The organism is Actinoplanes sp. KI2, from assembly GCF_025630775.1.
Classification (GTDB): domain Bacteria; phylum Actinomycetota; class Actinomycetes; order Mycobacteriales; family Micromonosporaceae; genus Actinoplanes.
The window spans coordinates 207,043-231,524 of record NZ_JAOSZE010000006.1 but is presented as its reverse complement, the minus strand read 5'-3'; the positions used below and the strand labels follow the sequence as shown (position 1 = coordinate 231,524).

The 24,482-nt window shown below is 71.6% G+C and carries 21 protein-coding genes; 6 read left to right on the top strand and 15 right to left on the bottom strand.

Annotated elements, in window-relative coordinates; genetic code table 11:
* Window positions 1–55: 55 nt before the first annotated feature.
* Entirely contained in the window at window positions 56–1,318 is a 1,263-nt protein-coding gene (locus ODJ79_RS08675) for a hypothetical protein (RefSeq protein WP_263022798.1), read from the top strand.
* Here the strand turns inward: ODJ79_RS08675 and ODJ79_RS08670 are convergent.
* Complete coding sequence (locus tag ODJ79_RS08670; RefSeq protein WP_263022797.1) at window positions 1,266–3,773, bottom strand: DNA translocase FtsK; 2,508 nt, start codon at window positions 3,771–3,773, stop codon at window positions 1,266–1,268. The genes ODJ79_RS08675 and ODJ79_RS08670 overlap by 53 nt on opposite strands.
* A gap of 66 nt (window positions 3,774–3,839) precedes the next feature.
* On the opposite strand from ODJ79_RS08670, the gene ODJ79_RS08665 reads away from it, so the two are divergent.
* The gene (locus ODJ79_RS08665) at window positions 3,840–4,262 is read left to right on the top strand and encodes a YbjN domain-containing protein (RefSeq protein WP_317620646.1); all 423 of its coding nucleotides are present in this window, start codon (window positions 3,840–3,842) and stop codon (window positions 4,260–4,262) included.
* Here ODJ79_RS08665 and ODJ79_RS08660 read toward each other — a convergent pair.
* From ODJ79_RS08660 to ODJ79_RS08635, 6 genes are all read right to left on the bottom strand, one after another.
* Window positions 4,159–4,572: a DUF2784 domain-containing protein gene (locus ODJ79_RS08660; RefSeq protein ID WP_263022796.1), complete on the bottom strand. Its 414-nt coding sequence runs from the start codon at window positions 4,570–4,572 to the stop codon at window positions 4,159–4,161. The genes ODJ79_RS08665 and ODJ79_RS08660 overlap by 104 nt on opposite strands.
* 63 nt (window positions 4,573–4,635) lie before the next feature.
* A complete protein-coding gene (locus ODJ79_RS08655) occupies window positions 4,636–6,183 on the bottom strand; it encodes a S1 family peptidase (protein ID WP_263022795.1) in 1,548 nt (515 codons plus the stop codon).
* A 76-nt stretch (window positions 6,184–6,259) separates the two neighbouring features.
* Window positions 6,260–7,948 (bottom strand): ribonuclease J, encoded by a 1,689-nt coding sequence (locus tag ODJ79_RS08650; RefSeq protein ID WP_263022794.1) that lies wholly within the window; start codon window positions 7,946–7,948, stop codon window positions 6,260–6,262.
* Window positions 7,949–7,964: 16 nt separating this feature from the next.
* Window positions 7,965–8,858 carry a 4-hydroxy-tetrahydrodipicolinate synthase gene (gene dapA, locus ODJ79_RS08645; RefSeq protein WP_263022793.1) on the bottom strand — a complete coding sequence of 298 codons (894 nt, stop codon included), beginning with the start codon at window positions 8,856–8,858 and terminating at the stop codon, window positions 7,965–7,967.
* 26 nt (window positions 8,859–8,884) lie between these two features.
* Window positions 8,885–9,394, bottom strand: a complete 510-nt coding sequence (locus ODJ79_RS08640) for a DUF2752 domain-containing protein (protein ID WP_263022792.1) — start codon at window positions 9,392–9,394, stop codon at window positions 8,885–8,887.
* A gap of 5 nt (window positions 9,395–9,399) precedes the next feature.
* Complete coding sequence (locus ODJ79_RS08635) at window positions 9,400–10,617, bottom strand: winged helix-turn-helix domain-containing protein (RefSeq protein WP_263022791.1); 1,218 nt, start codon at window positions 10,615–10,617, stop codon at window positions 9,400–9,402.
* A 65-nt stretch (window positions 10,618–10,682) separates the two neighbouring features.
* Here ODJ79_RS08635 and ODJ79_RS08630 point away from each other — a divergent pair, with 65 nt between their 5' ends.
* From ODJ79_RS08630 to ODJ79_RS08615, 4 genes are all read left to right on the top strand, one after another.
* Window positions 10,683–11,246: a GNAT family N-acetyltransferase gene (locus tag ODJ79_RS08630; protein ID WP_263022790.1), complete on the top strand. Its 564-nt coding sequence runs from the start codon at window positions 10,683–10,685 to the stop codon at window positions 11,244–11,246.
* Window positions 11,243–11,647, top strand: coding sequence for a thiol-disulfide oxidoreductase DCC family protein (locus ODJ79_RS08625; protein ID WP_263022789.1), 405 nt, complete (start codon window positions 11,243–11,245; stop codon window positions 11,645–11,647). The genes ODJ79_RS08630 and ODJ79_RS08625 overlap by 4 nt, the downstream gene beginning before the upstream one ends.
* A gap of 274 nt (window positions 11,648–11,921) precedes the next feature.
* Window positions 11,922–12,755: a polysaccharide deacetylase family protein gene (locus tag ODJ79_RS08620; RefSeq protein ID WP_263022788.1), complete on the top strand. Its 834-nt coding sequence runs from the start codon at window positions 11,922–11,924 to the stop codon at window positions 12,753–12,755.
* A 50-nt stretch (window positions 12,756–12,805) separates the two neighbouring features.
* Entirely contained in the window at window positions 12,806–14,734 is a 1,929-nt protein-coding gene (locus ODJ79_RS08615; RefSeq protein WP_263022787.1) for a glycogen debranching N-terminal domain-containing protein, read from the top strand.
* A 273-nt stretch (window positions 14,735–15,007) separates the two neighbouring features.
* Here the strand turns inward: ODJ79_RS08615 and dapB are convergent, their stop codons facing one another.
* The 8 genes from dapB to ODJ79_RS08575 form a co-directional block, all read right to left on the bottom strand.
* Window positions 15,008–15,751 carry a 4-hydroxy-tetrahydrodipicolinate reductase gene (gene dapB / locus ODJ79_RS08610; RefSeq protein WP_263022786.1) on the bottom strand — a complete coding sequence of 248 codons (744 nt, stop codon included), beginning with the start codon at window positions 15,749–15,751 and terminating at the stop codon, window positions 15,008–15,010.
* On the bottom strand, window positions 15,744–16,640 hold the full coding sequence (locus ODJ79_RS08605; RefSeq protein ID WP_263022827.1) for a phosphatase PAP2 family protein: 897 nt from the start codon (window positions 16,638–16,640) through the stop codon (window positions 15,744–15,746). Before ODJ79_RS08605 ends, dapB begins: the two co-directional genes overlap by 8 nt.
* 80 nt (window positions 16,641–16,720) lie before the next feature.
* Window positions 16,721–18,049 carry a M16 family metallopeptidase gene (locus ODJ79_RS08600; RefSeq protein WP_263022785.1) on the bottom strand — a complete coding sequence of 443 codons (1,329 nt, stop codon included), beginning with the start codon at window positions 18,047–18,049 and terminating at the stop codon, window positions 16,721–16,723.
* Between the two features lie 6 nt (window positions 18,050–18,055).
* Window positions 18,056–20,395: a polyribonucleotide nucleotidyltransferase gene (locus ODJ79_RS08595; protein WP_263022784.1), complete on the bottom strand. Its 2,340-nt coding sequence runs from the start codon at window positions 20,393–20,395 to the stop codon at window positions 18,056–18,058.
* A 232-nt stretch (window positions 20,396–20,627) separates the two neighbouring features.
* The gene (gene rpsO, locus ODJ79_RS08590) at window positions 20,628–20,897 is read right to left on the bottom strand and encodes a 30S ribosomal protein S15 (protein ID WP_026206975.1); all 270 of its coding nucleotides are present in this window, start codon (window positions 20,895–20,897) and stop codon (window positions 20,628–20,630) included.
* Between the two features lie 112 nt (window positions 20,898–21,009).
* Entirely contained in the window at window positions 21,010–21,942 is a 933-nt protein-coding gene (locus ODJ79_RS08585) for a bifunctional riboflavin kinase/FAD synthetase (protein ID WP_263022783.1), read from the bottom strand.
* 60 nt (window positions 21,943–22,002) lie between these two features.
* Window positions 22,003–22,890 (bottom strand): tRNA pseudouridine(55) synthase TruB, encoded by an 888-nt coding sequence (gene truB, locus ODJ79_RS08580; RefSeq protein WP_263022782.1) that lies wholly within the window; start codon window positions 22,888–22,890, stop codon window positions 22,003–22,005.
* A 134-nt stretch (window positions 22,891–23,024) separates the two neighbouring features.
* Window positions 23,025–24,368: an MATE family efflux transporter gene (locus tag ODJ79_RS08575; protein WP_263022781.1), complete on the bottom strand. Its 1,344-nt coding sequence runs from the start codon at window positions 24,366–24,368 to the stop codon at window positions 23,025–23,027.
* Window positions 24,369–24,482: the final 114 nt, after the last annotated feature.

The window sequence follows — 24,482 nt, the reverse complement described above, 5'->3', positions numbered from 1 at the left end:
TTCGGAACGCCACCATTTGATCGGTGACGAGCCCTCGCCCGTAATACTCGACATCATGCCGGACGTCAGAAAACCGCCGCCGTACTCGGAGTGGCTGCTCCTCGCCGCCCTGGCGGGGCTGGCCGTCCTCGCTCGCAGGGCGGGCTGGTTCATCAAGACGAACGACATGACGATCTTCTCCTGGTGGGCCCAGGACATGCGGGCCGCGGGCGGCTGGCGCGGGATCGGCCGGGAGATCGGCAACTACAACGTGCCGTTCCTCTACCTGCTGGCGGCCGTGATCTACCTGCCCGGGTCGCTGATCGTCAAGCTCAAGGCGATCTTCGTGATGTTCGACGTGCTGCTCGCCTTCTTCACCTACAAGATCGTGGCGTTGCGCTTCCGGGACCGCCGGGCCCCGGCGGCGGCCGCGCTGGGGATGCTGCTGCTGCCCACCGTGGTGATCAACGCCTCCTGGTGGGGGCAGATGGACGCCATGTGGGCGAGCTTCGCGCTGGGCGGCCTCTACTTCCTGATGCGCGACCGGCCCTGGGTGGCGATGTCGCTGTGTGCGGTGTCACTGGCGATCAAGCCGCAGGCGATCTTCATTTTTCCGCTGCTGCTCCTGCTCGCCCTGGGTGGGCGACTTCGCTGGCGTACGTTCCTGGCGGTGCCCGCCGTCCTCGCGGTGCTGGACATTCCCGCGCTGCTGGCCGGCCGGTCCCCGATGGATCTGCTCACCGTCTACGCCCCGGACCGGCAGACCCACCAGATCTCGGCGCTGACCTTGCGCGCCCCCAGCCTGTACGCGTTCTTCGACGCCGGCCGCCGCGTCGAGACGGTCCGGGTGCTCGGCTACGTCTTCACGGCCGCGGTGATCCTCGCCATCATCTACGTGCTGATCGTGCGAAATGTCGAGATCACCCGGGAACGGCTGGTGACCTACGCCGCGCTGTTCGCGATCGCGATGCCGTTCCTGCTGCCCGGCATGCACGAGCGCTACTTCTTCCTGGCCGACGTCACCACGGTTCTGCTGGCGATCTACAAGCCGCGGCTCTGGCCGGTACCGGTGCTGGTGCAGGCGGCGTCCCTGATCAGCCTCGGGCCCTACCTGTTCGGCGGCCGCACGCCGCAGATGCTGCCGCTGGTCGTCCCGGCGACGCTCATGCTCGCCGCCCTGGTGACCCTGCTTCACCACGTACTCAAGGATGCTTTTGCCGTGGAAAGCGCCGCGGATCGGGAGAGCTCCGAGGTCCCGGACACACCGGCCGAGCTCGGGGCCGGGGTCAGTCGTCCAGCCGCAGAGCGGCCAACGCCTCCTCCAGCCCGTCGGGCTTGACCAGCACGTCGCGCGCCTTGCTGCCCTCGGACGGCCCGACGATGTCGCGCTGCTCCATCAGGTCCATCAGGCGGCCGGCCTTCGCGAAGCCGACCCGCAGCTTGCGCTGCAGCATCGAGGTCGAGCCGAACTGACTGGTCACGACCAGCTCGATCGCCTGCAACAGCAGGTCGAGGTCGTCGCCGATCTCCTCGTCGATCTGCTTCTTCTTGCTCGGCGGCGCGTCGGTGACACCCTCGCGGAACTCCGGCTCGCGCTGGTCCCGGCAGAACTTGACGACCGCCGCGATCTCCGACTCGTCGACCCACGCGCCCTGGATGCGGGTCGGTTTGGAGGCGCCCATCGGCAGGAAGAGGCCGTCGCCGCGACCGAGCAGCTTCTCGGCGCCCGGCTGGTCGAGGATGACCCGGCTGTCCGCCAGCGAGGACGTGGCGAAGGCGAGCCGGGACGGGACGTTGGCCTTGATCAGGCCGGTGACCACGTCGACCGAGGGCCGCTGGGTGGCCAGCACCAGGTGGATGCCGGCGGCCCGGGCCAGCTGGGTGATCCGGACCACGGAGTCCTCGACGTCGCGGGGGGCGACCATCATGAGGTCGGCCAGCTCGTCGACGATCACCAGCAGGTACGGGTAGGGCTTCAGCTCACGCTCGCTGCCCGGCGGCGCGGTGATCTCGCCGTTGCGCACCTTGCGGTTGAAGTCGTCGATGTGGCGTACGCCGTTGGCCGCGAGGTCGTCGTAGCGCATGTCCATCTCGCCGACGACCCACTCCAGCGCGTCGGCGGCCTTCTTCGGGTTGGTGACGATCGGCGTGACGAGGTGCGGGATCCCCTCGTACGCGGTCATCTCCACCCGCTTGGGGTCGACCAGCAGCAGCCGCACCTCGTCCGGGGTGGCCCGGGTGAGCAGCGACACCAGCAGCGAGTTGAGGCAGGAGCTCTTGCCCGCGCCGGTGGCGCCCGCGATCAGGATGTGCGGCATCTTGGCCAGGTTGGCCACCACGTAGCCGCCCTCGATGTCCTTGCCGAGGGCGACCACCATCGGGTGGTGGTCGCTGGTCGCGGCCCGGGAGCGCAGCACGTCGCCGAGGGAGACGTTCTCCGGATCGGTGTTCGGGATCTCCACGCCGACCGCGCTCTTGCCCGGGATCGGGCTGAGGATGCGCACGTCGGCGGACTTCACCGCGTACGCGATGTTGCGGGAGAGCTGGGTGATCCGCTCGACCTTGACGCCCGGGCCGACCTCGACCTCGTACCGGGTGACGGTCGGGCCGCGGGTGAAGCCGGTGACCACGGCGTCGACGTTGAACTGGTCGAAGACGCCGGCCAGGGCGGCCATCACCTCGTCGTTGGCGCGACTGCGAGCCTTCGGCGGGGTGCCCGTGGCCAGCAGTGACGGCGGCGGCAGATGATAGTCGCCGTCGAGCGCGGTGATCTCCAGCTGCTCGGCGCGGGTCGGCAGCGGCGAGTGGTCCGGCGGCGGCTTTTTTCGGCTTTTCGGAAGTTTCGGAATCGGGACGACATCGTGCGCTACATCATCATCGTCCGAAATTTCGGGTTCATCGGGCGCCAGCCCGATGTCGGCCAGAGAGCCCTGCCGGCGGCGGGCCGGACGCCGGGGCTTGACCGGCTCGTCCCCCTCCTCGAGGTCGAGGTCGATATCCGGCTCGGGCAGCGGCGCCCGCTCGGTCCCCCGCCCGAGCACCACGTCGACCAGCAGCATGAACCGCTCGGGGATCTTGTTGATCGGCGTCGCGGTGATCACCAGTAGGCCGAAGACGAACAGCAGCACCAGCAGCGGCACGGCCACCCAGGCGGTCACCGCGCTCTCCAGCACGCCGCCCACGCCGTAGCCGAGCAGGCCGCCGGCCTTGTCCACGGCCAGGTCGTCGGCGGGCTTCTGGGCGATGTGCAGCAGCGCCGCGGTGGACAGGACGATCGCGGTCCAGCCGACCAGGGTGCGACCGCGGTGCTCGGGGTCGGCCGGGCGGCGCATCAGCCGGACCGCGCCGTACAGCAGCAGCAGCGGAAGCAGCACGGCGAGCCCGCCGAGGAACAGCCGCAGCGCGTCGGCCAGCCACTTGCCGAGCGGGCCGGCGCTGCCCGCCCAGACCGCGACGCCGATCAGGATGGCCAGGCCCAGCAGGAGCAGGCCGGCGCCGTCGCGGCGGTGCTCGGGGTCGATCTCCTTGGCGGTCGCGGCCTGCTTGCCGACGCCGCGGGCCGCCCAGCCGACACCGTGCGCGACGCCCATCCAGAGCGCACCGATGCCCCGGCCCACACCACCGGCGACAACGGCGCCCACCGATGGACGGGCACGGGTGGCGGTGGTGCGCCGCCGCGGGGCGGCCTTGCGGGGAGCCGCTTTCCGAGGGGCCGCCTTTCGGGCACGAGGGGTCGCGGCGCCACGCGTCGACGTGGCGCGGCCCCGGCTCGCCGGAGGAGTGCGGCCCGCCATGGGCTACACGGTAGCGTCGATGCGCCGCCCGAACGTGAAGGCGCACCGGAGACTACTGTCGATCAAGTGCAGGCTCTAACCCACGAACTGATCAAGTCGGTGCTCGACGCCCGCGGCTACAACTACATGGTCGACGAGGACGGCGACGTGCTCGGCAACTTCCAGGGCAACCTCGTCTACTTCTTCCAGATCGGCGAGCGGGGCGAGATGCTCCAGGTGCGCGCCATGGTGCAGCACGTCTTCGGGATGGAGGACGTACGCCGGCTGTACGACTTCTGCAACGCGTGGAACCACGATCGGCTCTGGCCCAAGGCGTACGTGCATATCCAGGACGACGGCACGGTCAACGTGATCGGGGAGGTGATCGCCGACTGGGAGAAGGGCGTCACCGTCGACCAGCTCGACCAGGTGATCGTCTGTGGGATTGCGACGGGCTGTCAGCTGTCCGACGCCGTCGCCGAGCTGAAACAAAACCGGCCCACGAACTGAGCACCAGCAGCATCGCCACCACCTGAGCGGCCCGCTCGTGCCCGTGCGGGTAGAAGACCCCGGCGACGTGATTGTCGAGGAAGCCGCCCACGTGCGGTGGCAGGCCGGCGTGCGCCCGGGCCCGGTCCTCGGCCCAGGTGAGCGGGCAGGGCAGGTTCGCGGCCACCACCAGCACCAGCCACCCGGCCGCGGCGACCTGGAACCAGATCAGCCACGGCCACCGCCACGCGGCGAAGCCGCCGAGCAGTCCCAGGGCCAGGAACGCGAAGTGCAGGCCCACGGCGACGGACGCTACGGCTTCGAAGAACACAGCCTCCACGGTAAGGCGGGACGCCACCCTCGGCAGGTGGGGCGGCGGCCCGCCGTTCCGCGGTTACGGGGTGGCAAACCCCAGGGTGTACGCGCCGCTGCCGGAGTCGGCGACGACGACGTAGCGGTAGATGCCCGAGCGCAGGTTCGCGCTCAGCGTCTTGTCCCCGTCCCCGGTGGCCTTGGCCACGGTGCGGAACCCGGTGCCGGTGAGCCGCTGCAGGAACAGGTCGAAGTCGGCGCCGTCGGGGGCGTCGAGGCAGGCGACCTGCCGGCCGGCGTTGGCCCGGAAGGCGCCGTTGCCGGGGATGGACTGGGCCTGCCCGGCCCGGGAGAGCGAGCCTTGCGCCTGCACCGGAAGGTCCGCGCAGGCGTTCGCCGAGTCGGTCGGCGGGGCGGTGGCCGCCTGCGACGGCGGCGTACCGGCGTCACCGCCACCGGTGGTGAGCAGCGTCAGGTTGTTGATCGCCAGGATCTCGTTGACCGGCTGGAAGAACGTCTCGCCGCCGGTCGTGCAGTCGCCCGAGCCGCCGGAGGTGACACCCTGCGCCTGGTCGCCGGCGAGCCACGGGCCGCCGGAGTCGCCGCCCTCGGCGCAGGCGTTGGTCCGGGTCAGGCCGGTGACCGCGCCCTCCGGGTAGACCACCGTCTGGTTCTTCGCCAGGATCGTGCCGCAGTGCGTGCCGCTGGTGGAGCCGGAACGGCAGACCGCCGCGCCCACCGGGGCCTCGGTGCTGCCGGCCACCGGCAGCAGGTTGCCCTTGAAGTCGTTGACGAACGGCTGCAGCGCGTCGCCGTTGGTCACCTGGACGAAGCCCTCGTCGTTGTCGCCGGGGAAGATCGACGCCTTGACCGAGCCCATCGGCTGCTGCTTCTGGTCGAACGTCGGGTCACCCGGGGCGCCGCAGTGCCCGGCGGTCACGAAGCCGCCCTGCACCGCGAAGCCGATCGAGCAGCGCGCGGTGCCCTCGGCCACCGTGATGAAGTACGGGTCCGCGCCGTGCAGGTCGACGCCGGCCAGCGGTTTCGGGGTGGCCGAGCTGGTCACCACGGTGACCGCGTCCCGCTTCACGCCGGCCTCCGCGGCCAGGCTCCTGGCCGCCGCGGTCCGTCCGGGCTTGGCCACCACGACCAGCTTGTTGGTCGGCACGTCGACGTACCAGCCGGACAGCCCGGCCGCGTCGGCGCGCACCGCGTCCAGCTTGGCCTTGGCCGCGTCGAGCGTCTGCTCGCTGCGCTTGACGAGGACCGGCACCGCGCCGGCCGCGCGTACGGCGGCAGCCGCGTCGGCGTTCGTCACCGCGACCTTGAGCGTGGTGCCGTCGGTCGCCAGCCACGCGCCGCCGAAGTCCGAACCGGTCTTCGCCGCGAGCGTGGCCGAGACGCCGCTGGCCCACTTGGCGCGCTTGAGCCGGGCGGTCGCCTGATCGCCGTCCAGCCCGAGGTCCCGCTGCATGGCCGCGAGAATCTGCGGTGCCACGCCGGACTTGGTGGTGGAGGCCGGTTTGGTGGCCGACGACGTGGTGCCGGCCATCGAGGGCAGGGTGAACGCCACCGCTGCCCCGGCCGCCGCCACGACCGCCGCCGCCACGGCGATCCGTCTGCGCTGCATCTGAGGAACTCCCCTCGCCACGGGTGCCGTGGGGGCGGCACCGTGACCAGAGGTACGGACCTCGCAGACGGAAGGTTCAGACCTCGACGACCGTCGGCACGATCATCGGGCGTCGTCGATACGCGTCGTTCACCCAGCGGCCCACCGTGCGCCGCACGACCTGCTGCAGCTGGTGGGTGTCGGTGATGCCGTCCTCGGCCGACCGGTGCAGCGCGGCGGTGAGCAGCGGGATCACCGGGTTGAACGCCTCCGGGTCCTCGGAGAAGCCCTTCGCCGACACGCTCGGTTCGCCGACCACCTTGCCGGTCACCGAGTCGATCACCACGGTCGCCGAGATGAAGCCGCCGTCGCCGAGGATGCGCCGCTCGGTGAGCAGCGACTCGCTGACGTCGCCGACCGCGAGACCGTCCACATAGACGTATCGGTTCTCCACCCGGCCGACGTGCCGGGCGTGCCCCTCGACCAGGTCGACCACGTCGCCGTCCTCGCAGAGCACCACCCGGTCGGGGGCGACCCCCGACTCGACGCCGAGCTGAGCGTGCGCCCGCAGGTGCCGCCACTCGCCGTGCACCGGCATGAGGTTGCTCGGGCGTACCACGTTGAGCAGGAACAGCAGCTCGCCGGCCGGGGCGTGGCCGGAGACGTGCACCTTCGCCGTCTCCTTGTGGATGACCGTGGCGCCGGCCCGGGACAACTGGTTGATCACCCGGTAGACCGAGGTCTCGTTGCCCGGCACCAGCGAGCTGGCCAGCACCACCGTGTCGCCGGGGGCGATGGTGATGTGCCGGTGGTCGCCGGTGGACATCCGCCCGAGCGCGCTCATCGGCTCGCCCTGCGACCCGGTCGACATGAAGACGATCTCTTCGCCGGGCAGGTTGGTCGCCTCGTCCAGGCTGACCAGCAGGCCGTCCGGGATGTGCAGCAGGCCGAGGTCGCGGGCGATGCCCATGTTGCGCACCATCGAGCGGCCGATCAGCGCGACCTTGCGGTCGTACTCCCAGGCCGCGTCCATCACCTGCTGGACCCGGTGCACGTGGGAGGCGAAGCTGGCCACGATGATCCGGCCGCGGGCCTTGCCGAAGATCGAGCTGAGCACCGGGCCGATGTCCCGCTCCGGCGCCACGAAACCGGGCACCTCGGCGTTGGTCGAGTCGGAGAGCAGCAGGTCGACGCCCTCGGCGCCGAGCCGGGCGAACCCGGCCAGGTCGGTGATCCGGCCGTCCAGCGGCACCTGGTCCATCTTGAAGTCGCCGGTGTGCAGCACCAGGCCGGCCGGGGTGCGCACGGCGACCGCCAGCGCGTCCGGGATGGAGTGGTTGACCGCGAAGAACTCGCACTCGAACGGGCCGAGCCGCTCGGTCTGTCCCTCGCGCACGGTCAGCGTGTACGGGTCGAGGCGCCGCTCGGCGAGCTTGGCCTCGACCAGCGCCAGCGTGAACTCGGAGCCGACCAGCGGGATGTCCGCCTTGTGTGCCAGCAGATAGGGCACGGCGCCGATGTGGTCCTCGTGGCCGTGGGTGAGCACGATGGCCTGGATGTCCTCGAGCCGGCTGAGGATCGGGGTGAAGTCGGGCAGGATCAGGTCGACGCCGGGCTGCTCGACGTCGGGGAAGAGCACCCCGCAGTCGATGATCAGCAGCTTGCCGTCGAACTCGAGCACGGTCATGTTGCGGCCGATGGCTCCGAGCCCGCCGAGCGGAGTGACGCGCAGGGCGCCCTCGGGCAGCGGCGGTGGCGGATCCAGCTCCATGTGGGCTTGACTCATTCGCGTCTTTTCTCTTTCAGAGGACGATGCCGGCTTTCGCCGCGTCCTCGCGCAACTGGTTCAGTTCTTCGTCGCCGGCGTCGACCAGCGGGGACCGCACCGGGCCCGCGGGCAGGCCACGGGCGCGCAGGCCGGCCTTCACCAGCATGGTGCCGGGCGCCCGGAAGATGCCGGTGAACAGCGGCAACGCCTGCCGGTGCAGGGCCAGGGCGGTGGCGACGTCGCCCCGCTCGTACGCCTCGATCATGTCCTTGGCGAGCGGCCCGGTGAAATGGGTGGAGGTGCCGACCAGCCCGACCCCGCCGATCGACAGCAGCGGCAGGGTGGCCGCGTCGTCGCCGGAGTAATACGCGAGATCGGTGCGGCTGGTGACCCACGAGGAGGCGGTGAAATCGCCCTTGGCGTCCTTGACCGCGACGATCCGCTCGTGCTCGGCGATCCGGCACATGGTCTCGGTGGCGATCGCCGTGCCGGCCCGGTGCGGGATGTCATAGACCATGATCGGGAGATCGGCCGCCCCGGCCACGGTCAGGAAATGCTGGGCCACGCCGGCCTGCGGGGGCTTGTTGTAATACGGCGTCACCACGAGCAGGCCGTGCGCGCCCGCCTTCTGCGCGGCATGCGCCAGCTCGACGGTGTGTGCCGTGTTGTTGGTGCCGACCCCGGCCACCACCCGGGCCCGGTCGCCGACCGCCTCCACGACCGCGCGAAGCAGCGTCTCCTTTTCCGCGTCGGTGGTGGTCGGGGACTCGCCGGTGGTGCCGCTGACCACGAGTGCGTCGTTGCGCTGCTCATCGACGAGGTAGGTGGCCAGTTTCGCCGCGCCCTCGACGTCGAGGGAGCCGTCCGGGGCGAACGGGGTGACCATGGCGGTCAGCAGCCGTCCGAAGGGTCGCGGGTCGTGCGTCATACCGAACAACCTATCGGACGGCCCGCTCAGACGTAGAAAGCGGTGAACGGGGCCCAGGGCAGGTTACGCAGCACGCTCCAGACACCCCAGACCGCCACGAATGCGATCATCGTGCGCGGACCGATGGTGAGCTGCGGCAGCTTCCAGTTGAAAAGCCGCTTCCCGGCCCAGGCGATGTACATGTACACCAGGAACGGCGCCGCGAACGTGAAGATCGCGTGGTGCCGGGCCGCGGCCGGGACGTTGCCGTGCAGCAAATACCATGCCGCGCGGGTGCCGCCGCACCCCGGGCAGACGAAGCCGGTGGTGTATTTCAGCAGGCAGGTCGGTGCGTCGCCGGCGCCCGCCGCGGCCGGGTGGGTGGCCAGCGTGTAGCCGATCGCGCCGGACATGCAGACGAGCATCGCCATCGGGGCGGCCCAGACCGGCGACCTGCTCCAGGCGCGCTGGGCCAGGCGGGTGACCACGTCGGGGCGGGGCGCCACCCACTCCGGGGGCAGGGCGGGACCCTGCACGGGCTCGTCTGCCAGGGTCATGAGCGTCACGGTACACCCGCGAGGGCAGCTGCCAGCGGGCCCGCGAAGTCACCCTTGACCGGGGCGGCGATCGACTCCAGCCCCAGCCAGCCGGCCAGCCGCCGCAGCTCGGCCGCCAGGGCGAAAGCCGTCTCATCCTGATCCGCGGTCGGCTCCAGCCACGCCGCCGGGATCTCCAGCACGCCGGCCTTGCGGTCGGCCTTCAGATCGACCCGGGCGGCGAACCGATCGCCTAGCAGGAAGGGCAGGACGTAGTAGCCGTAAAGGCGCTGCGGCGCAGGCACATATATCTCGATCCGATAGGACAAATCGAACAACCGCTCCGTCCGCCCGCGCTCCCAGATCAGCGGATCGAAGGGGCTCACCAGCGTGGCCGCACGAACCCAGCGCGGGATCTTGGCGTCCTGATGCAGATAGGCCGGTTGTTTCCACCCCTGCACTGCGACCGGTACGAGCACCCTGTCCTCGACGAGCTCCGACACCGCCTGTTTGAAGCCGTCGACGGGCAGGCGGAAGTAGTCGCGGATCTCCGGCTCGGCGGCCACCCCCAGCGCCCGGGCCGACATCTCGACCAGCGCCCGGATCGCGTCCGGATATGCCGGGGTCGGCGCATCCAGCACCGTCGCGGGCAACACGCGTGACGGCAGGTCGTAGCGGCGGGCGAAGGACGTCGTCCGCTCGGCCGCGGTCACCTGGCCGGTGTAGAACAGCCACTCCAGCGCCTGTTTCACCACCGACCAGTTCCACCCCCAGTGATCCTTGCGGCGGGGCGCGTCGTGCTCGATCTCGGCGGCCGTGATCGGGCCCCGGGCGCGCACCTCGTCGAGCACCCAGGCGACCAGCTCGGGCTGCTCGGCCACGACCCGTTTCATGTTGCCCCAGGCGAAGTCGGCGGCCCGGGCCATCCGCCAGCGGAAAAGCGGCTGCAGATCGGTGGTGATCAGCGACGCCTCGTGCCCCCAGAACTCGAACAGCTCGCGGGGCTTGCGGTAGGCGGCACGCTCCAGCAGCTGCACCGGATAGGGACCCAGTCGGCTGTAGAGCGGCATGAAATGGGCGCGCTGCAACACGTTCACCGAATCCATCTGGATCAGATGCAGCCGGCGCAGCACGCGGCGCAGGTGGCGCAGATCGGTGGCGCCGCCCGGCCGGGGGTCGGTGAAGCCCTGGGCCGCGAGCGCGACGCGCCGGGCCTGGCTGACGGAGAGCGATTCGGGTGCCATCGATCTGCACGCTAGAGCAGGGGTACGACAATTTCGCCGAGCCACCCGCTCGGTAGGCTCGGCGCATGGCACTCGGCTTCGTCCGTCCCGCCCGTCCCGAGGACGCCGCGGAGATCGCCCGCATCCAGCTCTCCACCTGGCGCACGGCGTACCGGCGGATGTTCCCGGCGCACGTGCTGGCCAACCTCGACGAGGCCTTCCTGGCCCGCACCTGGCTCGAGGCGATCGAGCAGCCACCATCGCCGCGGCACCGGGTGCTGATCGCCGTCGAGCAGGGCGAGTCGGCCACCGAGGTGGTCGGCTTCGCCGCGGCCGGCCCCGCCGACGAGCAGGCGCAGGCCCCCGAGGAGCCGCCGCTGCCGGCCGAGGTCGCCGCCGTCACCGACCTGCTGGTCGAGCCGCGCTGGGGTCGCCGCGGCCACGGCAGCCGGCTGCTCTCGGCGACCGTCGACCTGTGGCGCGAGGACGGTTTCACGCACGCCGTGGCCTGGGCCTACGAGCAGGACGTCGCCACCCAGAAGTTCCTGACCTCGGCGGGCTGGTCCCCCGACGGCGCCGGCCGCGCGCTCGACGTCGACGACATGCTCGTACCGCAGCTGCGGCTGCACGTCGACCTGGCCGCAGAATGACCACGGCGACCCCGACCTTCGTCTACGACGGCGACTGCTCCTTCTGCACCACCTGCGCCGAGTTCATCGAGCGCCGCATCCCCACGCGCGCCCGCGTCGTCCCGTGGCAGTTCGCCGACCTCGACCGGCTGGGGCTCAGCCAGCAGCAGTGCGAGGAATCGGTCCAGTGGGTGTCCTCCGATCAGCGCGGCTCCGGCCCCGACGCGATCGCCCTCCTGCTCAACGACGCCGGCCGGTGCTGGCAGGTCGCCGGCGGCCTCCTCCAGCGCGGCCCGGTCCGCCTCGCGGCCTGGCCGGCGTACCGCTGGATCGCCGACCACCGCCACCTTCTCCCGGGCGGAACGGCAGCATGTTCGCTACCGCAAGCTCAGCGCGACGCACTCTTCGGAAAACCTTCCTGACGTACGCGTAGGCCAAGTCCCCGATGCGGCGCGCGAGCTAGCTGCAACCCACCCTCCGCGCGCGGCTGCCGGGCTGTCCTGCATGGCCGAACCCCTCAACCGCCGCCGATATCGACCGATCGATCGAAGCCGGTGGGCGGAATTCCGTCCCGCGACCGATGTGCAGCTTGACATGATCGACGATGCTGCAAGCGTGTACGACCGGCACGGGGGAGAAGGCGATGAGGCTGGCAGCACGCTGGTGCCCAGGAGACGAGGGACGACCGTGGCCGGGGTGAGCCGCCGCGCGGTCCTCGGCGGCGCCCTCCTCGGCGCGGCCGGGGTGGCCACCGGCGTGGCCGGCGCACCGCTGGTCCGCGGCTGGCTGGGCCTGGACCGGCTGCCGGTCTCCGGCGGTTACGCCGCCGCGGCCGACCACCTCGAAGCCGTCGCCAACCCGGCCGTGTCGGTCCACTACTACGCGCAGACCGCCGAGCCGGTGGTGGCGTTCACCTTCGACGACGGCCCGGCGCCGCACTGGACCCCGATGGTGCTCGACGAGCTGGACAAGGCCCAGGTCCCGGCCACGTTCTTCATGGTCGGGCGCAACCTGTCCGAGCATGCCGAGCTGGTCCGCGGCCGGCTGGCCCGGCACGACGTGGGCAGCCACTCGTGGCAGCACGACGACCTGGCCACCAAGGACCTCGCCCAGATCGGCGACGACCTCGACCGCACCCAGAGCGCGATCCGGCAGTACACCGGCCGGACCGCCACCCTGTTCCGGCCGCCGTACGGGCACCTGGGCGGATCCACCCTGCTCGCCGCCGACCAGCGCGGATACGACATCGTGCTGTGGTCGATGGAGATGCACGAGAACACGTACCGCAACGATCCGGCCGGGCAGGCGCGCTACATCGTCGAGTCGGCGCGGCCCGGATCGATCATCCTGGCCCACGACGCCGGCGGCGACCAGCGACTGGTCACGATCCGCGGCCTGGCCGCCATGTTCGACGGGCTGCGCCGCCGCGGATTCCGGCTGGTCACCGTCTCGGAGCTGCTGAGCACCGCGGCGGCGAAGCCGTCGACGTCGGGCCAGATGCCGGTCCGGGCGGTCGGGCCGAGCCGTTGATACCGTCCCGGCCGGTGCACCGCTAGGACGGACGGGACGAAGGAGGTCGCGTGCGACACCTTCAGCCCCTCCTGCACGACCTCGTCCCGTTGATCGCCGCGCCGACCACGGCGCTCTGCGGCGCGGACGGGCAGATCCGCCCGGCCGGTGTGCAGGGCGTCTTCCACGCCGACCGCCGGGTGCTCTCCGCGGCCGTGCTGCGCCTCGACGACCGCGAGCCGGAGCCGATCGGCTGGGCCGCGGCCGGGCCGGGTGCCGCCCGCTTCGTCTCGGTGGCCCGCTGGCTGGGCGATCAGATCGCCGACCCTACCGTACGGGTGGTCCGCACCCGCCGGGTCCGGCCCGGCTCGATCGACGAGGAGATCGAGGTCGCCTCCACCGCGACCGGGCCGGTCACCACCACGGTCACCGTCGAGACGGCGAGCGACCTCGCGCCGATCGAGGCGGTCCGCGCCGGCCGCCCCGGCCCATCGGCGCCGGGCGCCATCACCGTCCGGGTCGAGCCGATTCGCACCTGGGCGGTGACGCTCGCGCCCGGCGAGTCGACCGTCCTGCGCTGGTCGGCGACCGTCGATGACCCCGGCGCGGTGATGCTGCCCGGCCCGCGCGGCGCCTTCGCCGCCCCGGCCGTCCGCGCCCACGACCGGCGGCTCGCGAGGCTGGTCGCCCGGTCGGTCGACGATCTCGCGGCGCTGCGCCTGACCACCGCGATCGACGACGGCGACACCTTCCTCGGCGCCGGTGTGCCGTGGTATCTCACGCTCTTCGGCCGGGACAGCCTGTGGACGGCCCGGATGATGCTGCCGCTCGGCACCGAGCTCGCCCTGGGCACGCTGCGCGCGCTGGCCCGCCGTCAGGGCACGAGGGTCGACCCGGAGACCGGCGAGGCACCCGGCAAGATCATGCACGAGCTGCGCCGGTCCGACGTCTCGCCGGCCCACCGGCTGCCGGCCGCCTACTACGGCACGATCGACGCCACCCTGCTCTGGATCAGCCTGCTGCACGACGCGTGGCGCTGGGGCTTGGCGTCCTCGTCCGTCGCGGAGTTGCTGTCGCCCCTGGAGGCGGCACTGGGCTGGCTGGCCGAGCACGCCGACCCGGACGGCGACGGCTTCCTCGAATACCGGGACGAGACCGGGCGCGGCCTCGCCAACCAGGGATGGAAGGACTCGGGCGACGCGGTGCGCTTCCACGACGGCCGGACGGCGGCGGCGCCGATCGCGCTGGCCGAGGTGCAGGGCTACGCGTACCGTGCCGCCCTGGACGCGGCCGCCCTGCTGGAGGCGTTCGGCCGGCCCGGCGGTGCCCGGTGGCGGTCCTGGGCCGCGGCGATGGCGACCCGGTTCCGGGGCGCGTTCTGGGTGTCCGAGGGCCGCTACCCCGCGCTGGCGCTCGACCGGGACAAGCGGCCGGTCGACTCGCTCACCAGCAACGCCGGGCACCTGCTCGGCACCGGCCTGCTGACCGCGGCGGAGGAGGCGAGGGTGGCGGCCGCGCTGGCCGCCCCGGCGATGTCCGGCGGGTACGGCCTGCGCACGATGTCGTCGGCGGACCGCGGTTTCGCGCCGCTGTCCTACCACTGCGGCTCGATCTGGCCGCACGACACCGCGATCGTCGCCGCCGGCCTGGCCCGGGGCGGCTTCGCGGCCGACGCCCTGGCCCTGTTCGACGGGCTGCTCACCGCGGCCGAGGCGTTCGACTTCCGGCTGCCCGAGCTGTACGGCGGCGACGCCCGCACCGACCTGTCCCGCCCGGTCCCCTACCCCGCCGCGTGCCACCCGCAGGCGTGGTCCGCGGCCGCGGCGATCCTGATGATCCAGGCCTGGCTGGGCCTGGACCCGGACGTCCCGAACGGTGTGGTTCGCCTCGGCCCGCTCCCGGGCGCGCCCGTGGTCGACGGCCTCCGGATCGCCGGCCAAGCGGTGTCGTTCGACGGCGAAACCCTGACCGGCCTCCCCAAGGGCCTGCGACTCGACTGAGATGCCGCCGGCCCGACCCAGCTGCCCGAGCGCCTGCGACTCGGCTGAGATGCCGCCGGCCCGACCCAGCTGCCCGAGCGCCTGCGACTCGGCTGAGATGCCGCCGGCCCGACCGAGCCGCCCGAGAGCCGGCGACTCGGCTGAGCCGGGGGCGGCGGGAGCGGCAGCTCAGCCCGGCGGTGGCGGCACGGGCTTGCGTTGCAGCAAGCTCGCCTGCGGTTGGGGACGGTGCCGACGCGTACCGGCAAAGGGGTTTTGGAAAGCCGCGAGAAATCAGGCGAGGAGCGAGTCGATACCGACCGTGAGACCCGGAAGTTCAAGGACATTACGGACGGCGAGCAGCACACCGGGCATGAACGACACGCGGTCCAGGGAATCGTGGCGGATCGTGAGGGTCTCGCCGGCGCTGCCGAACAGGACCTCCTGGTGGGCGACCAGCCCGGCGGCGCGCACCGAGTGGATGCGGACGCCGTCGACGAGGGCGCCACGAGCCCCGTCGAGCTCCTCCTTGGTCGCGTCGGGCATCGGCGGGCTGCCGGCGGCGGCGCGAGCATCGGCGATCAGGCGGGCGGTGTGCGTCGAGGTGCCGCTCGGTGCGTCGAACTTGCGGGGATGGTGCTGCTCGATGATCTCGACGGACTCGAAGTAACGGGCCGCGGTCGCGGCGAAGCGCATCATGAGCAGGGCGCCGATGCCGAAGTTCGGCGCGACCAACACGTTCGCCCCGGGCTTCTCGGCGAGCCAGCCGCGCACCCGGTCGAGGCGCTCCTCGGTGAAGCCGGTGGTGCCGACCACGATGCTGATGCCCTGCTCGATCGCCCAGCGCACGTTGTCGAGCACCACGTCGGGGCTGGTGAAGTCGACCAGCACCTGGGCCGTGGCGCCGCTGAACAGCTCGTCGCCCTGATCGATCATGGCGACCAGCTCGAGGTCGTCGGCGGCGTCCACCGCCTTGCACACCTCGAGGCCCATCCGGCCGCGGGCTCCGAGCACACCAACGCGAATCGAGTCAGTCACCCGGTGAACTTAACGCACGCCGCCGGGCCCACCGGCGCTCCCCCAGCCCGACCGCGACGAAGGTCAGCGCCACGTACAGCCAGCCGACCAGCACGTCGGCCACGTAGTGCTCGCCGGTGTAGACCAGGGTGAACGTCATGGCCAGCGGGTATGCCAGCAGCAGCGGCCACCAGCGCTTACCCACCATGGGCAGGAAAAAGGCGACCGCCATCATGGCGTACGCCGTGTGCAGCGACGGCATCGCGGCCACCGGATTGGACTGGTCGGCCTGCAGCGCGTTCAGCGTGTTCCCGGCGCTGTGCAGGCCGATCGCGGCGAAGCCGTTGGACGAGATGCGGGCGACCGGCTCGGCGAGCGCGCCGTTCGCCGCGGCCCACCACGGCGGCGCGGCCGGGTACAGGAAGTACGTGACCAGCCCGGCCAGGCTCAGCGTGACCCAGCGGCGCATGAAGCGGTAGGACAGCCGACGGTTGCGCAGCCAGAGCACCACCGCCACGGTCGGCACGGTGAGGAAGTGCGACACGTAGATCAGCGTGACCACGACCTCCCACCACTGCACGTGGCCGGGCTGGTAGAGGTGTTGCTGGAGCCAGACGGTCGGGATGCGGCCGCCGGTGAGCCGGCCGAACATCCACTCGTCTGCGTCGATCATGAAGTGGACGTGCGGGGCGAAGAACCGGTCGGCCGAGCCCCGGGACAGGTTGTAGAAGACCAGCAGCAGCACGACCGGCAGCCAGTCGCGCAGGAACAGCAGGTGCTCCCGCCACGGCCGGTAGTTGCGCCAGGCGATAGTGGCCAGCCAGAGCCAGGCGAACGCGGTGAGCGGGTCGCTGGTGGGCACCCCGACAATCACCACGAAACCGGCGAAGGCCACCGCCCAGACGGCCATCCCGACGATCCTGCGCTGGCGCACATCAGGTTCGACGGGGGTCTCGGGCGGTGTCTCCAGGGTCGTCACGAGGTCCAAGGTTAACGGCGGCCGAACTCCGCCTCATCAAACGGCCCCACCACGGCTAACGACATGGGTTGGGTCAGCAGCTCGGCCGCGACCGCGTCGATGTCCTCGCGGGTCACCGCGTCGACCCGGGTGAGCAGCTCGTCCACGCTCATCAGGTCGCCGTAGAGCAGCTCCGACTTGGCCAGCCGGCTCATCCGCGAGCCGGAGTCCTCGAGGCCCAGCACGTACGAGCCCTTGACCATGCCCTTGCCGCGGGCGATCTCCTCGGCGGTGAGCCCCTTGGCCGCCACCTGCTCGAGCTCGCCCCGGACGATGTCCAGGACCTCCTCGACCTTGCCGGGGGCGCAGCCGGCGTAGACGCCCAGCAGGCCGGCGTCGGCGTACTGGCTCGCGTACGAGTAGACCGAGTAGGCCAGTCCGCGCTTCTCCCGGATCTCCTGGAAGAGGCGGCTGGACATGCCGCCGCCGAGCACGTTGTTGAGCACGCCCAGGGCGAACCGGCGCTCGTCGAGGCGGCCGATGCCGACCCCGCCCAGCACCACGTGCGCCTGCTCGGTGTCCCGGTTGCGGACCACCGTGTGCGCCTTCTGATGCCGGACCCGCTTCCGGACCCGCGGGCCGGCCGGGTCGGCCGGGGACGCGTCCAGCGCGGTGCCGGCCAGCGCCCGGCGCACCAGGCGCACCACCGTCGCGTGCTCGAGGTTGCCGGCCGCGGCCACCACGATCTGCGGCGCGGTGTACCGGTGCCGGTAGAAGCTGTTGATCTGGTTCCGGGTCATCGGGGTGATCGACTCCTCGGTCCCCGAGATCAGCCGGCCCAGCGGGTGGTCACCGAAGATGGTCTCGGTGAAGATGTCGTGCACCTCGTCGCTGGGCTCGTCCTCGTGCATGGCGATCTCTTCGAGGATCACGCCCCGCTCGATCTCGACGTCGGCCGGGTCGAGCAGCGAGTCGGCCACCGCGTCGCAGAGCACGTCGACCGCCAGCGGCAGGTCCTCGTCGAGCACCCGCGCGTAGTAGCAGGTGTATTCCTTCGTGGTGAAGGCGTTGGTCTCGCCGCCGACCGCCTCGATCTGAGCCGAGATCTCCAGCGCCGTGCGCTTGTGCGTGCCCTTGAAGAGCAGGTGCTCGAGGAAGTGCGAGGCGCCGGACATGGCCGGCGTCTCGTCCCGGGAGCCGATGCCCACCCAGACGCCGAGCGACGCGCTGCGCGTGCTGGGGATCGACTCGGTGATGATCCGCAGTCCGCTGGGCAGCACGGTCCGGCGGGCGGTTCCCTCGAGGGCCTTGGTGACCGCGCGGGCCGGCCTTCCGGCCGACCCGCGCGAACTGGTTGTCACCGGTGGTTACTCGGCGCGCGGTGCGCGGTCGCCGCGCTCGCCGCCGGTGCGCTGGCGCCGCCGACGCGGCTCGCCGCCGCCGTCCCGGTCGCCGCGAGGACCGCGGTCCTCGCGCGGCGGGCGGGACTCGCGGGCCTGGCCCTCGGCCGGAGCCGGGGCCTCCTCGCCCTCCGGGCGGACCTTGTCGAGGTAGATCTTGCCGCGGGCGTCGATGTCCGCGATCGAGACCTCGACCTTGTCGCCGACGTTGAGGAAGTCCTCGACCTTCTCCACCCGCTTGCCGTCGCCGACCTTGGAGATGTGCAGCAGGCCATCGCGGCCGGGCAGCAGCGAGACGAACGCGCCGAACGCGGCCGTCTTCACCACCGTGCCGAGGAACTTGTCGCCGATCTTCGGCAGGGTCGGGTTGGCGATCGCGTTGATCCGCTCGACCGCGGCCTCGGCCGACGGGCCGTTGGTCGCGCCCACGTAGATCGTGCCGTCGTCCTCGATCGAGATGTCGGCGCCGGTCTCGTCCTGGATCGCGTTGATCGTCTGACCCTTGGGGCCGATCACCATGCCGATCTTGTCGACCGGGATCTTCACCGAGGTGACGCGCGGGGCGTACTCGGACATCTCGGCCGGCGCGTTGATCGCCTGCTGCATGACCCCGAGGATCGTGGCGCGGGCCTCGTGCGCCTGCTGCAGGGCGGACGCCAGCACGTCCGACGGGATGCCGTCGAGCTTGGTGTCCAGCTGCAGGGCGGTGACGAACTCGCTGGTGCCGGCGACCTTGAAGTCCATGTCGCCGAACGCGTCCTCGGCGCCGAGGATGTCGGTCAGCGCCACGTACTGGGTCTTGCCGTCGACCTCGTCCGAGATCAGGCCCATCGCGATGCCGGCGACCGGCGCCTTCAGCGGCACGCCGGCCTGCAGCAGCGACAGGGTCGAGGCGCAGACCGAGCCCATGCTGGTCGAGCCGTTCGAGCCGAGCGCCTCGGAGACCTGGCGGATCGCGTACGGGAACTCCTCGCGCGACGGCAGCACGGGCACCAGGGCCCGCTCGGCCAGCGCGCCGTGACCGATCTCGCGGCGCTTCGGCGAGCCCACCCGGCCGGTCTCACCGGTCGAGAAGGGCGGGAAGTTGTAGTTGTGCATGTAGCGCTTGGACTTCTCCGGCGCGAGGGTGTCCAGCGCCTGCTCCATGCGCAGCATGTTCAGCGTGCTGACGCCCAGGATCTGGGTCTCGCCCCGCTCGAAGAGGGCCGAGCCGTGCACCCGCGGCAGGACGCCGACCTGAGCGGTCAGCGGCCGGATGTCGCGCGGACCACGGCCGTCGATGCGGATCTGCTCGCGCAGCACGCGGGCACGCACCTCGGACTTGGTCAGCGACCGGAAGGCGGCGCTGATCTCCTTCTCGCGACCCTCGAACCGCTCGTCGAGCAGCTCGTGCGCCTTCGCCTTGATCAGGTCGAGGGCTTCCTCGCGCTCCTGCTTGGCGGCGATCTTCAGCGCCTCGGCGGTCTCCTCACGGACGGCCTCCGTGACGGCGCCGAGGACGTCGTCCTGGTAGTCGAGGAAGACCGGGAACTCGGCGACCGGCTTGGCGGCGACCTCGGCCAGCTCGCTCTGCGCGCGGCACAGCTCACGGATGGCCGGCTTGGCGGCCTCCAGGCCGCTGGCCACTACCTCCTCGGTCGGCGCGACGGCGCCGGCCGAGATCAGCTTGATCGCGTGCGGGGTGGCCTCGGCCTCGACCATCATGATCGCGACATCGCCGTCCGGGAGGACCCGGCCGGCCACGACCATGTCGAAGGTGGCCCGCTCGAGCTCCTCCAGGGTGGGGAAGGCGACCCACTGGCCCTCGACGTGCGCGACCCGCGTCGAACCGACCGGGCCGCTGAACGGCAGGCCGGAGAGCTTGGTCGACATCGAGGCGCCGTTCATGGCGACGACGTCGTACGGGTGGGCCGGGTCGAGCGCGAGGACGGTCTCGACGACCTGGACCTCGTTGCGCAGGCCCTTGGTGAACGACGGGCGCAGCGGCCGGTCGATCAGGCGGCAGGTGAGGATCGCGTCCTCGCTCGGACGGCCCTCGCGGCGGAAGAACGAACCGGGGATGCGACCCGCGGCGTACATCCGCTCCTCGACGTCCACGGTGAGCGGGAAGAAGTCGAAGTGCTCCTTCGGCGCCTTGCTCGCGGTGGTCGCGGAGAGGACCACGGTCTCGCCGAGCTGGACGATCACCGATCCGGCGGCCTGCTTGGCGAGGCGGCCGGTGGAGAAGGTCACCTCGCGGGTGCCGAACGCACCGTTGTCGATGATGGCGGTCCGAGACTCGGTGCCGAGAGCGTTCTGCTCTGTCATGTTGTTGTGGTGCTCCTTCGTCGAGGACCCGGCGGTCTGCTACGCGGTGTTTCAGGCGGCCGGTCTTCGATCGAAGTGCCCAGGAGGTCTGCCTGGGAACCACTACCGAGGACCGGTGTCTGTTGGCCTGCAACCGCGCGGGTCCGTGGGTTTTGCTGCGGTTTCGCTGCACCGCGAAGGTTTCGCCAAACCGCGAAAGGGGAGCAGCCCGGTGGCCGCTCCCCGTTGCGAACTATCGGCGCAGGCCGAGCCGCTCGATGAGCGACCGGTAGCGCTGGATGTCCTTCTTCTGGACGTAGTTGAGCAGGCGGCGACGACGGCCGACCAGCAGCAGCAGGCCACGCCGGCTGTGGTGGTCGTGCTTGTGCACCTTGAGGTGCTCGGTCAGGTCGGCGATCCGCTTGGTCAGCATCGCGACCTGGACCTCGGGGGATCCGGTGTCGCCGTCCTGCGCCTTGTACTCGTCGATGATCTTGGTCTTGGTCTCTTGATCGAGCGCCATGTTCTCCAAAATTCTGTGTTGCCGAATGTCTCGGTTCCGTACCCGCGGCGTCGGGCAGGCACACGGAACCGGTCGTTGGATAGCCAACAGTGCTGTCAACCCTACCAGGGGGTCACCGGAGCAATGCGCGGGTCTCTTCCACGTCCTCGCGGATCTGCGCGACGAGCGGTTCGATGCCGTCGTAGACCCGCTGTTCCCGCAGGTGGGCGACGAAATCGAGGCTGACCCGCTCACCGTAGAGGTCACCGGCGAAATCGAGCACGTACGCCTCGACCCGGCGCTCCCGGCCGGAGAAGGTCGGGTTGGTGCCGATCGACACGCTGGCGGGCAGTCGCGCGGCGTGCTCGCCGCCCCGGATCAGCCAGGCCGCGTACACGCCGTCGGCCGGGACCGAGGCGTACCGGTGCACCATGAGGTTGGCGGTCGGGAAGCCGATCTCCCGCCCGCGCTGGTCACCGCGGACCACCACGCCACCCAGCCGGTGCGGCCGGCCGAGCGCCGCGGCGGCGGCCCGCACGTCCCCGGCGTCGACACAGCTGCGGATGTACGTCGAGGAGAACACCACCCCGTCCGCGGACACCAGCGGCGCGTCCTCGACCGTGAACCCGAACGACCGCCCCAGCCGCTCGAGCAGCGCCACGTCGCCGGCCGCCTTGTGCCCGAACCGGAAGTTGTCGCCGACCACCACGACCGCCGCGTGCAGCGCCTCGACCAGCACGTCGTGCACGAACGCCTCGGCCGGCAGCTGCGAGAACGCCGGGGTGAACGGCACCACGCAGAGCGCGTCGACGCCCAGCTGCTCGATCAGCTCGGCCTTGCGGACCGGCTCGGTGAGCACGGCCGGGTGCGAACCGGGGCGGACCACCTCGGCCGGGTGCGGGTCGAAGGTCATCACCACCGACTGCATGCCGAGGTCGTGGGCGCGCTTCACGGCGTGCCCGATGATCGCCTGGTGGCCGCGGTGCACGCCGTCGAAGACGCCGATCGTGACCACCGACCGGCCCCATCCGCCCGGCACCGCCTCGTAGCCGCGCCACCGCTGCATTGCTCCCCGCCCTCCTCGTACGCCCCTCGGGCAACAGCGTATCGGCCGGTTTGCGCCTCTTCAGGCGGGAGCCAGCACGATCTCCGCGCGGGCGCGTCCGGCCCGCTCCGACACGATCGCCAGGACCTCGCCGTCCGGGTCGAACACCGCATACGGCCCGCCGATGCCCACCGGCTCCAGCGGCCCGCCGTGGCTGAGCACCCGCGCCTCCTCCGGCGTGGCCGTACGCTGCGGAAACGCCTGCCGCGCCGCCTCGGCCAGGGAGAGCCCGACGACGTCCGGCGCCCGCTGTTCGAGCTCCTCCAGCGTCACCGCCTCGGCCAGCGTCATCCGCCCGACGGCCGTCCGGCGCAGCGCCGTCAGATGCCCGCCCACGCCGAGCGCCGCCCCGAGATCGCGCGCGATCGCCCGGATGTACGTCCCCGAGGAACACTCCACGTCGATGTCCACGTCGATCACCGCCGGCTCGCCCACCCGCCGGATGTCGAGCACGTCCAGCCGGGAGATCGTCACCCGCCGGGCCGGCAGCTCGACGGCCTCCCCGTCCCGGACCCGCTTGTACGCCCGCTGCCCATCCACCTTGATCGCGCTGACCGCGCTGGGCACCTGCTCGATCTCCCCGGTCTGCGCCGCCAGACCCGCCCGGATCGCCGCATCGGCAACCCCGGCGACATCCGCAACCGCGGTCGTCTCCCCCTCCGCATCATCGGTGATCGTCGACTGCCCGAGCCGGATCGTGGCGGCATAGCTCTTGCCCGAGCCGATCACGTAGGTCAGCAGCCGGGTGGCCCGGTTGACCCCGATGATCAGCACCCCGGTGGCCATCGGATCGAGCGTGCCGCCGTGCCCCACGCGCCGCGTCTTGGCCAGCCGCCGAATCCGCGCCACAACATCGTGCGACGTCATCCCCGCCGGTTTGTCCACCACGATCAGGCCGTCAGCGCTCACCCGCCCACCCTAGGGGGGCCACCGCCGGGCAATGAGTCTCGGGTCTGCCCCAGGGGCAGAGTCAAATCGGCCCTGTGGAAAACGGGCCGGCTCCCCGACCCGGTCGGGCCTGGCACCCAGGGGCCCACCAAGGCTCAGCGGACCACCCCGAGCACCGCCCACCGCCCCGAGCGCCACCGCCACACCGTGGTCACGAACCGGATCAGGATGAACAGCCCCAGCCCGGCCCAGACCCCGCCCAGCCCCAGGTCGAACGCGTACGCCAGCCAGACGGCCGGCAGGAAGCCGAGCAGCGCCGACGCCAGCGTGAGATTCCGCAGATAGCGCACGTCCCCCGCGCCGATCAGCACGCCGTCCAGGGCGTAGACCACACCGGCGAACGGCATCAGGCCGACGAACCACGGCCACACCACCGCCGCCTGCGAGTGCACCGCCGGATCGGGCGTGAACCAGCCGGGCACCACCCGGGCACCGGCCGCCGCGAGCACGGCGAACCCGATCCCGGCGACTCCGCCGGCGATCGTCACCCGGCGGGCGACCTCGCGGGCGGCCGTCCCGTCGCCGCCGCCCAGCGCCGCTCCGACCAGCGACTGCGCCGCGATGGCCACCGCGTCGAGCGCGAGCGCGCTGAAGAACCACAGTTGCAGCGCGATCTGATGCGCCCCGACCGAGGCGACCCCGAACCTCGACGCCACCGCGGTGGCCGAGAGGAAGCAGGCCTGGAAGGCCGCCCCGCGGATCAGCAGGTCACGGCCGAGGCGCAGCTGCTCGACGATGATCCCGGGCCGGGGGCGCAGCTCCCGGGTCTCCCGGACCAGCGCGACCAGGAAGCAGCCACCCGACACGGTCTGCGCGACCACGTTGGCGACGGCCGACCCGGTCAGCCCCCACCCGGTCGAGAAGACGACCGGAAAGACGAGCAGCGGGCAGAGCACGGCGGAGAGCACGTTCGCCCCGAGCACGAAGATCAGCGGCCGCCGGGTGTCCTGCACGCCGCGCATCCAGCCGTTGCCGGCGGCGGCGAGCAGCAGCCCGGGCGCGCCGAGCGCGGCGATCCGCAGCCACCCGGCCGCCGCCTCCGCCGTGGCGGGATCGCCCGCGAGGGCTTGCGCGAGCGGTCCGGCGCCGACTTGCGCGAGCAGAGCCAGCAGTACGCCGGCGGCCAGCGCCAGCCAGGACGTCTGCACACCCTCGGCGACGGCGGCGGGACGGTCACCGGCGCCGAAGCGACGGGCCGCGCGGCCGGTCGTGCCGTACGCCATGAGCGTGCCGAGCCAGGCGGCGACCGACATGACGGTGCCGCTGACCGCGACGGCCGCGAGCGGAAGACGCCCGAGGTGGCCGACGACGGCGGTGTCGACGAGCACGTAGAGCGGCTCGGCGGCCAGCACGACGAGGGCCGGGACGGCGAGCCGGGCGATCGTGCGGGCGGTCGGCGGCGCGGGCGCCTCAGCGGCAGACCGGGCAGACGGGCTCATGAAAACTCATGATGCCCGCCCGGCTGTAACGATCGCAAACAGATGTGGTGCTTACTTCCCCTACTGCCGCGTGTCCAGCGAGGTCTGCAGGGCGCGACGCGCCTGCTCGCGAGC

Bases quoted from the DNA above. Each gene is read 5' to 3' on its own strand.
- ODJ79_RS08625 (WP_263022789.1), top strand. From the start codon at position 11,243: ATGACCACGGCGACCCCGACCTTCGTCTACGACGGCGACTGCTCCTTC.
- ODJ79_RS08630 (WP_263022790.1), top strand. From the start codon at position 10,683: ATGGCACTCGGCTTCGTCCGTCCCGCCCGTCCCGAGGACGCCGCGGAG.
- ODJ79_RS08605 (WP_263022827.1), bottom strand. From the start codon at position 16,640: ATGGCCGTCTGGGCGGTGGCCTTCGCCGGTTTCGTGGTGATTGTCGGG.
- ODJ79_RS08595 (WP_263022784.1), bottom strand. From the start codon at position 20,395: ATGACAGAGCAGAACGCTCTCGGCACCGAGTCTCGGACCGCCATCATC.
- rpsO (WP_026206975.1), bottom strand. From the start codon at position 20,897: ATGGCGCTCGATCAAGAGACCAAGACCAAGATCATCGACGAGTACAAG.
- ODJ79_RS08635 (WP_263022791.1), bottom strand. From the start codon at position 10,617: ATGGCACCCGAATCGCTCTCCGTCAGCCAGGCCCGGCGCGTCGCGCTC.
- ODJ79_RS08675 (WP_263022798.1), top strand. From the start codon at position 56: ATGCCGGACGTCAGAAAACCGCCGCCGTACTCGGAGTGGCTGCTCCTC.
- ODJ79_RS08585 (WP_263022783.1), bottom strand. From the start codon at position 21,942: ATGCAGCGGTGGCGCGGCTACGAGGCGGTGCCGGGCGGATGGGGCCGG.
- ODJ79_RS08640 (WP_263022792.1), bottom strand. From the start codon at position 9,394: ATGACCCTGGCAGACGAGCCCGTGCAGGGTCCCGCCCTGCCCCCGGAG.
- ODJ79_RS08655 (WP_263022795.1), bottom strand. From the start codon at position 6,183: ATGCAGCGCAGACGGATCGCCGTGGCGGCGGCGGTCGTGGCGGCGGCC.
- ODJ79_RS08670 (WP_263022797.1), bottom strand. From the start codon at position 3,773: ATGGCGGGCCGCACTCCTCCGGCGAGCCGGGGCCGCGCCACGTCGACG.
- dapA (WP_263022793.1), bottom strand. From the start codon at position 8,858: ATGACGCACGACCCGCGACCCTTCGGACGGCTGCTGACCGCCATGGTC.
- ODJ79_RS08575 (WP_263022781.1), bottom strand. From the start codon at position 24,368: ATGAGCCCGTCTGCCCGGTCTGCCGCTGAGGCGCCCGCGCCGCCGACC.
- ODJ79_RS08650 (WP_263022794.1), bottom strand. From the start codon at position 7,948: ATGAGTCAAGCCCACATGGAGCTGGATCCGCCACCGCCGCTGCCCGAG.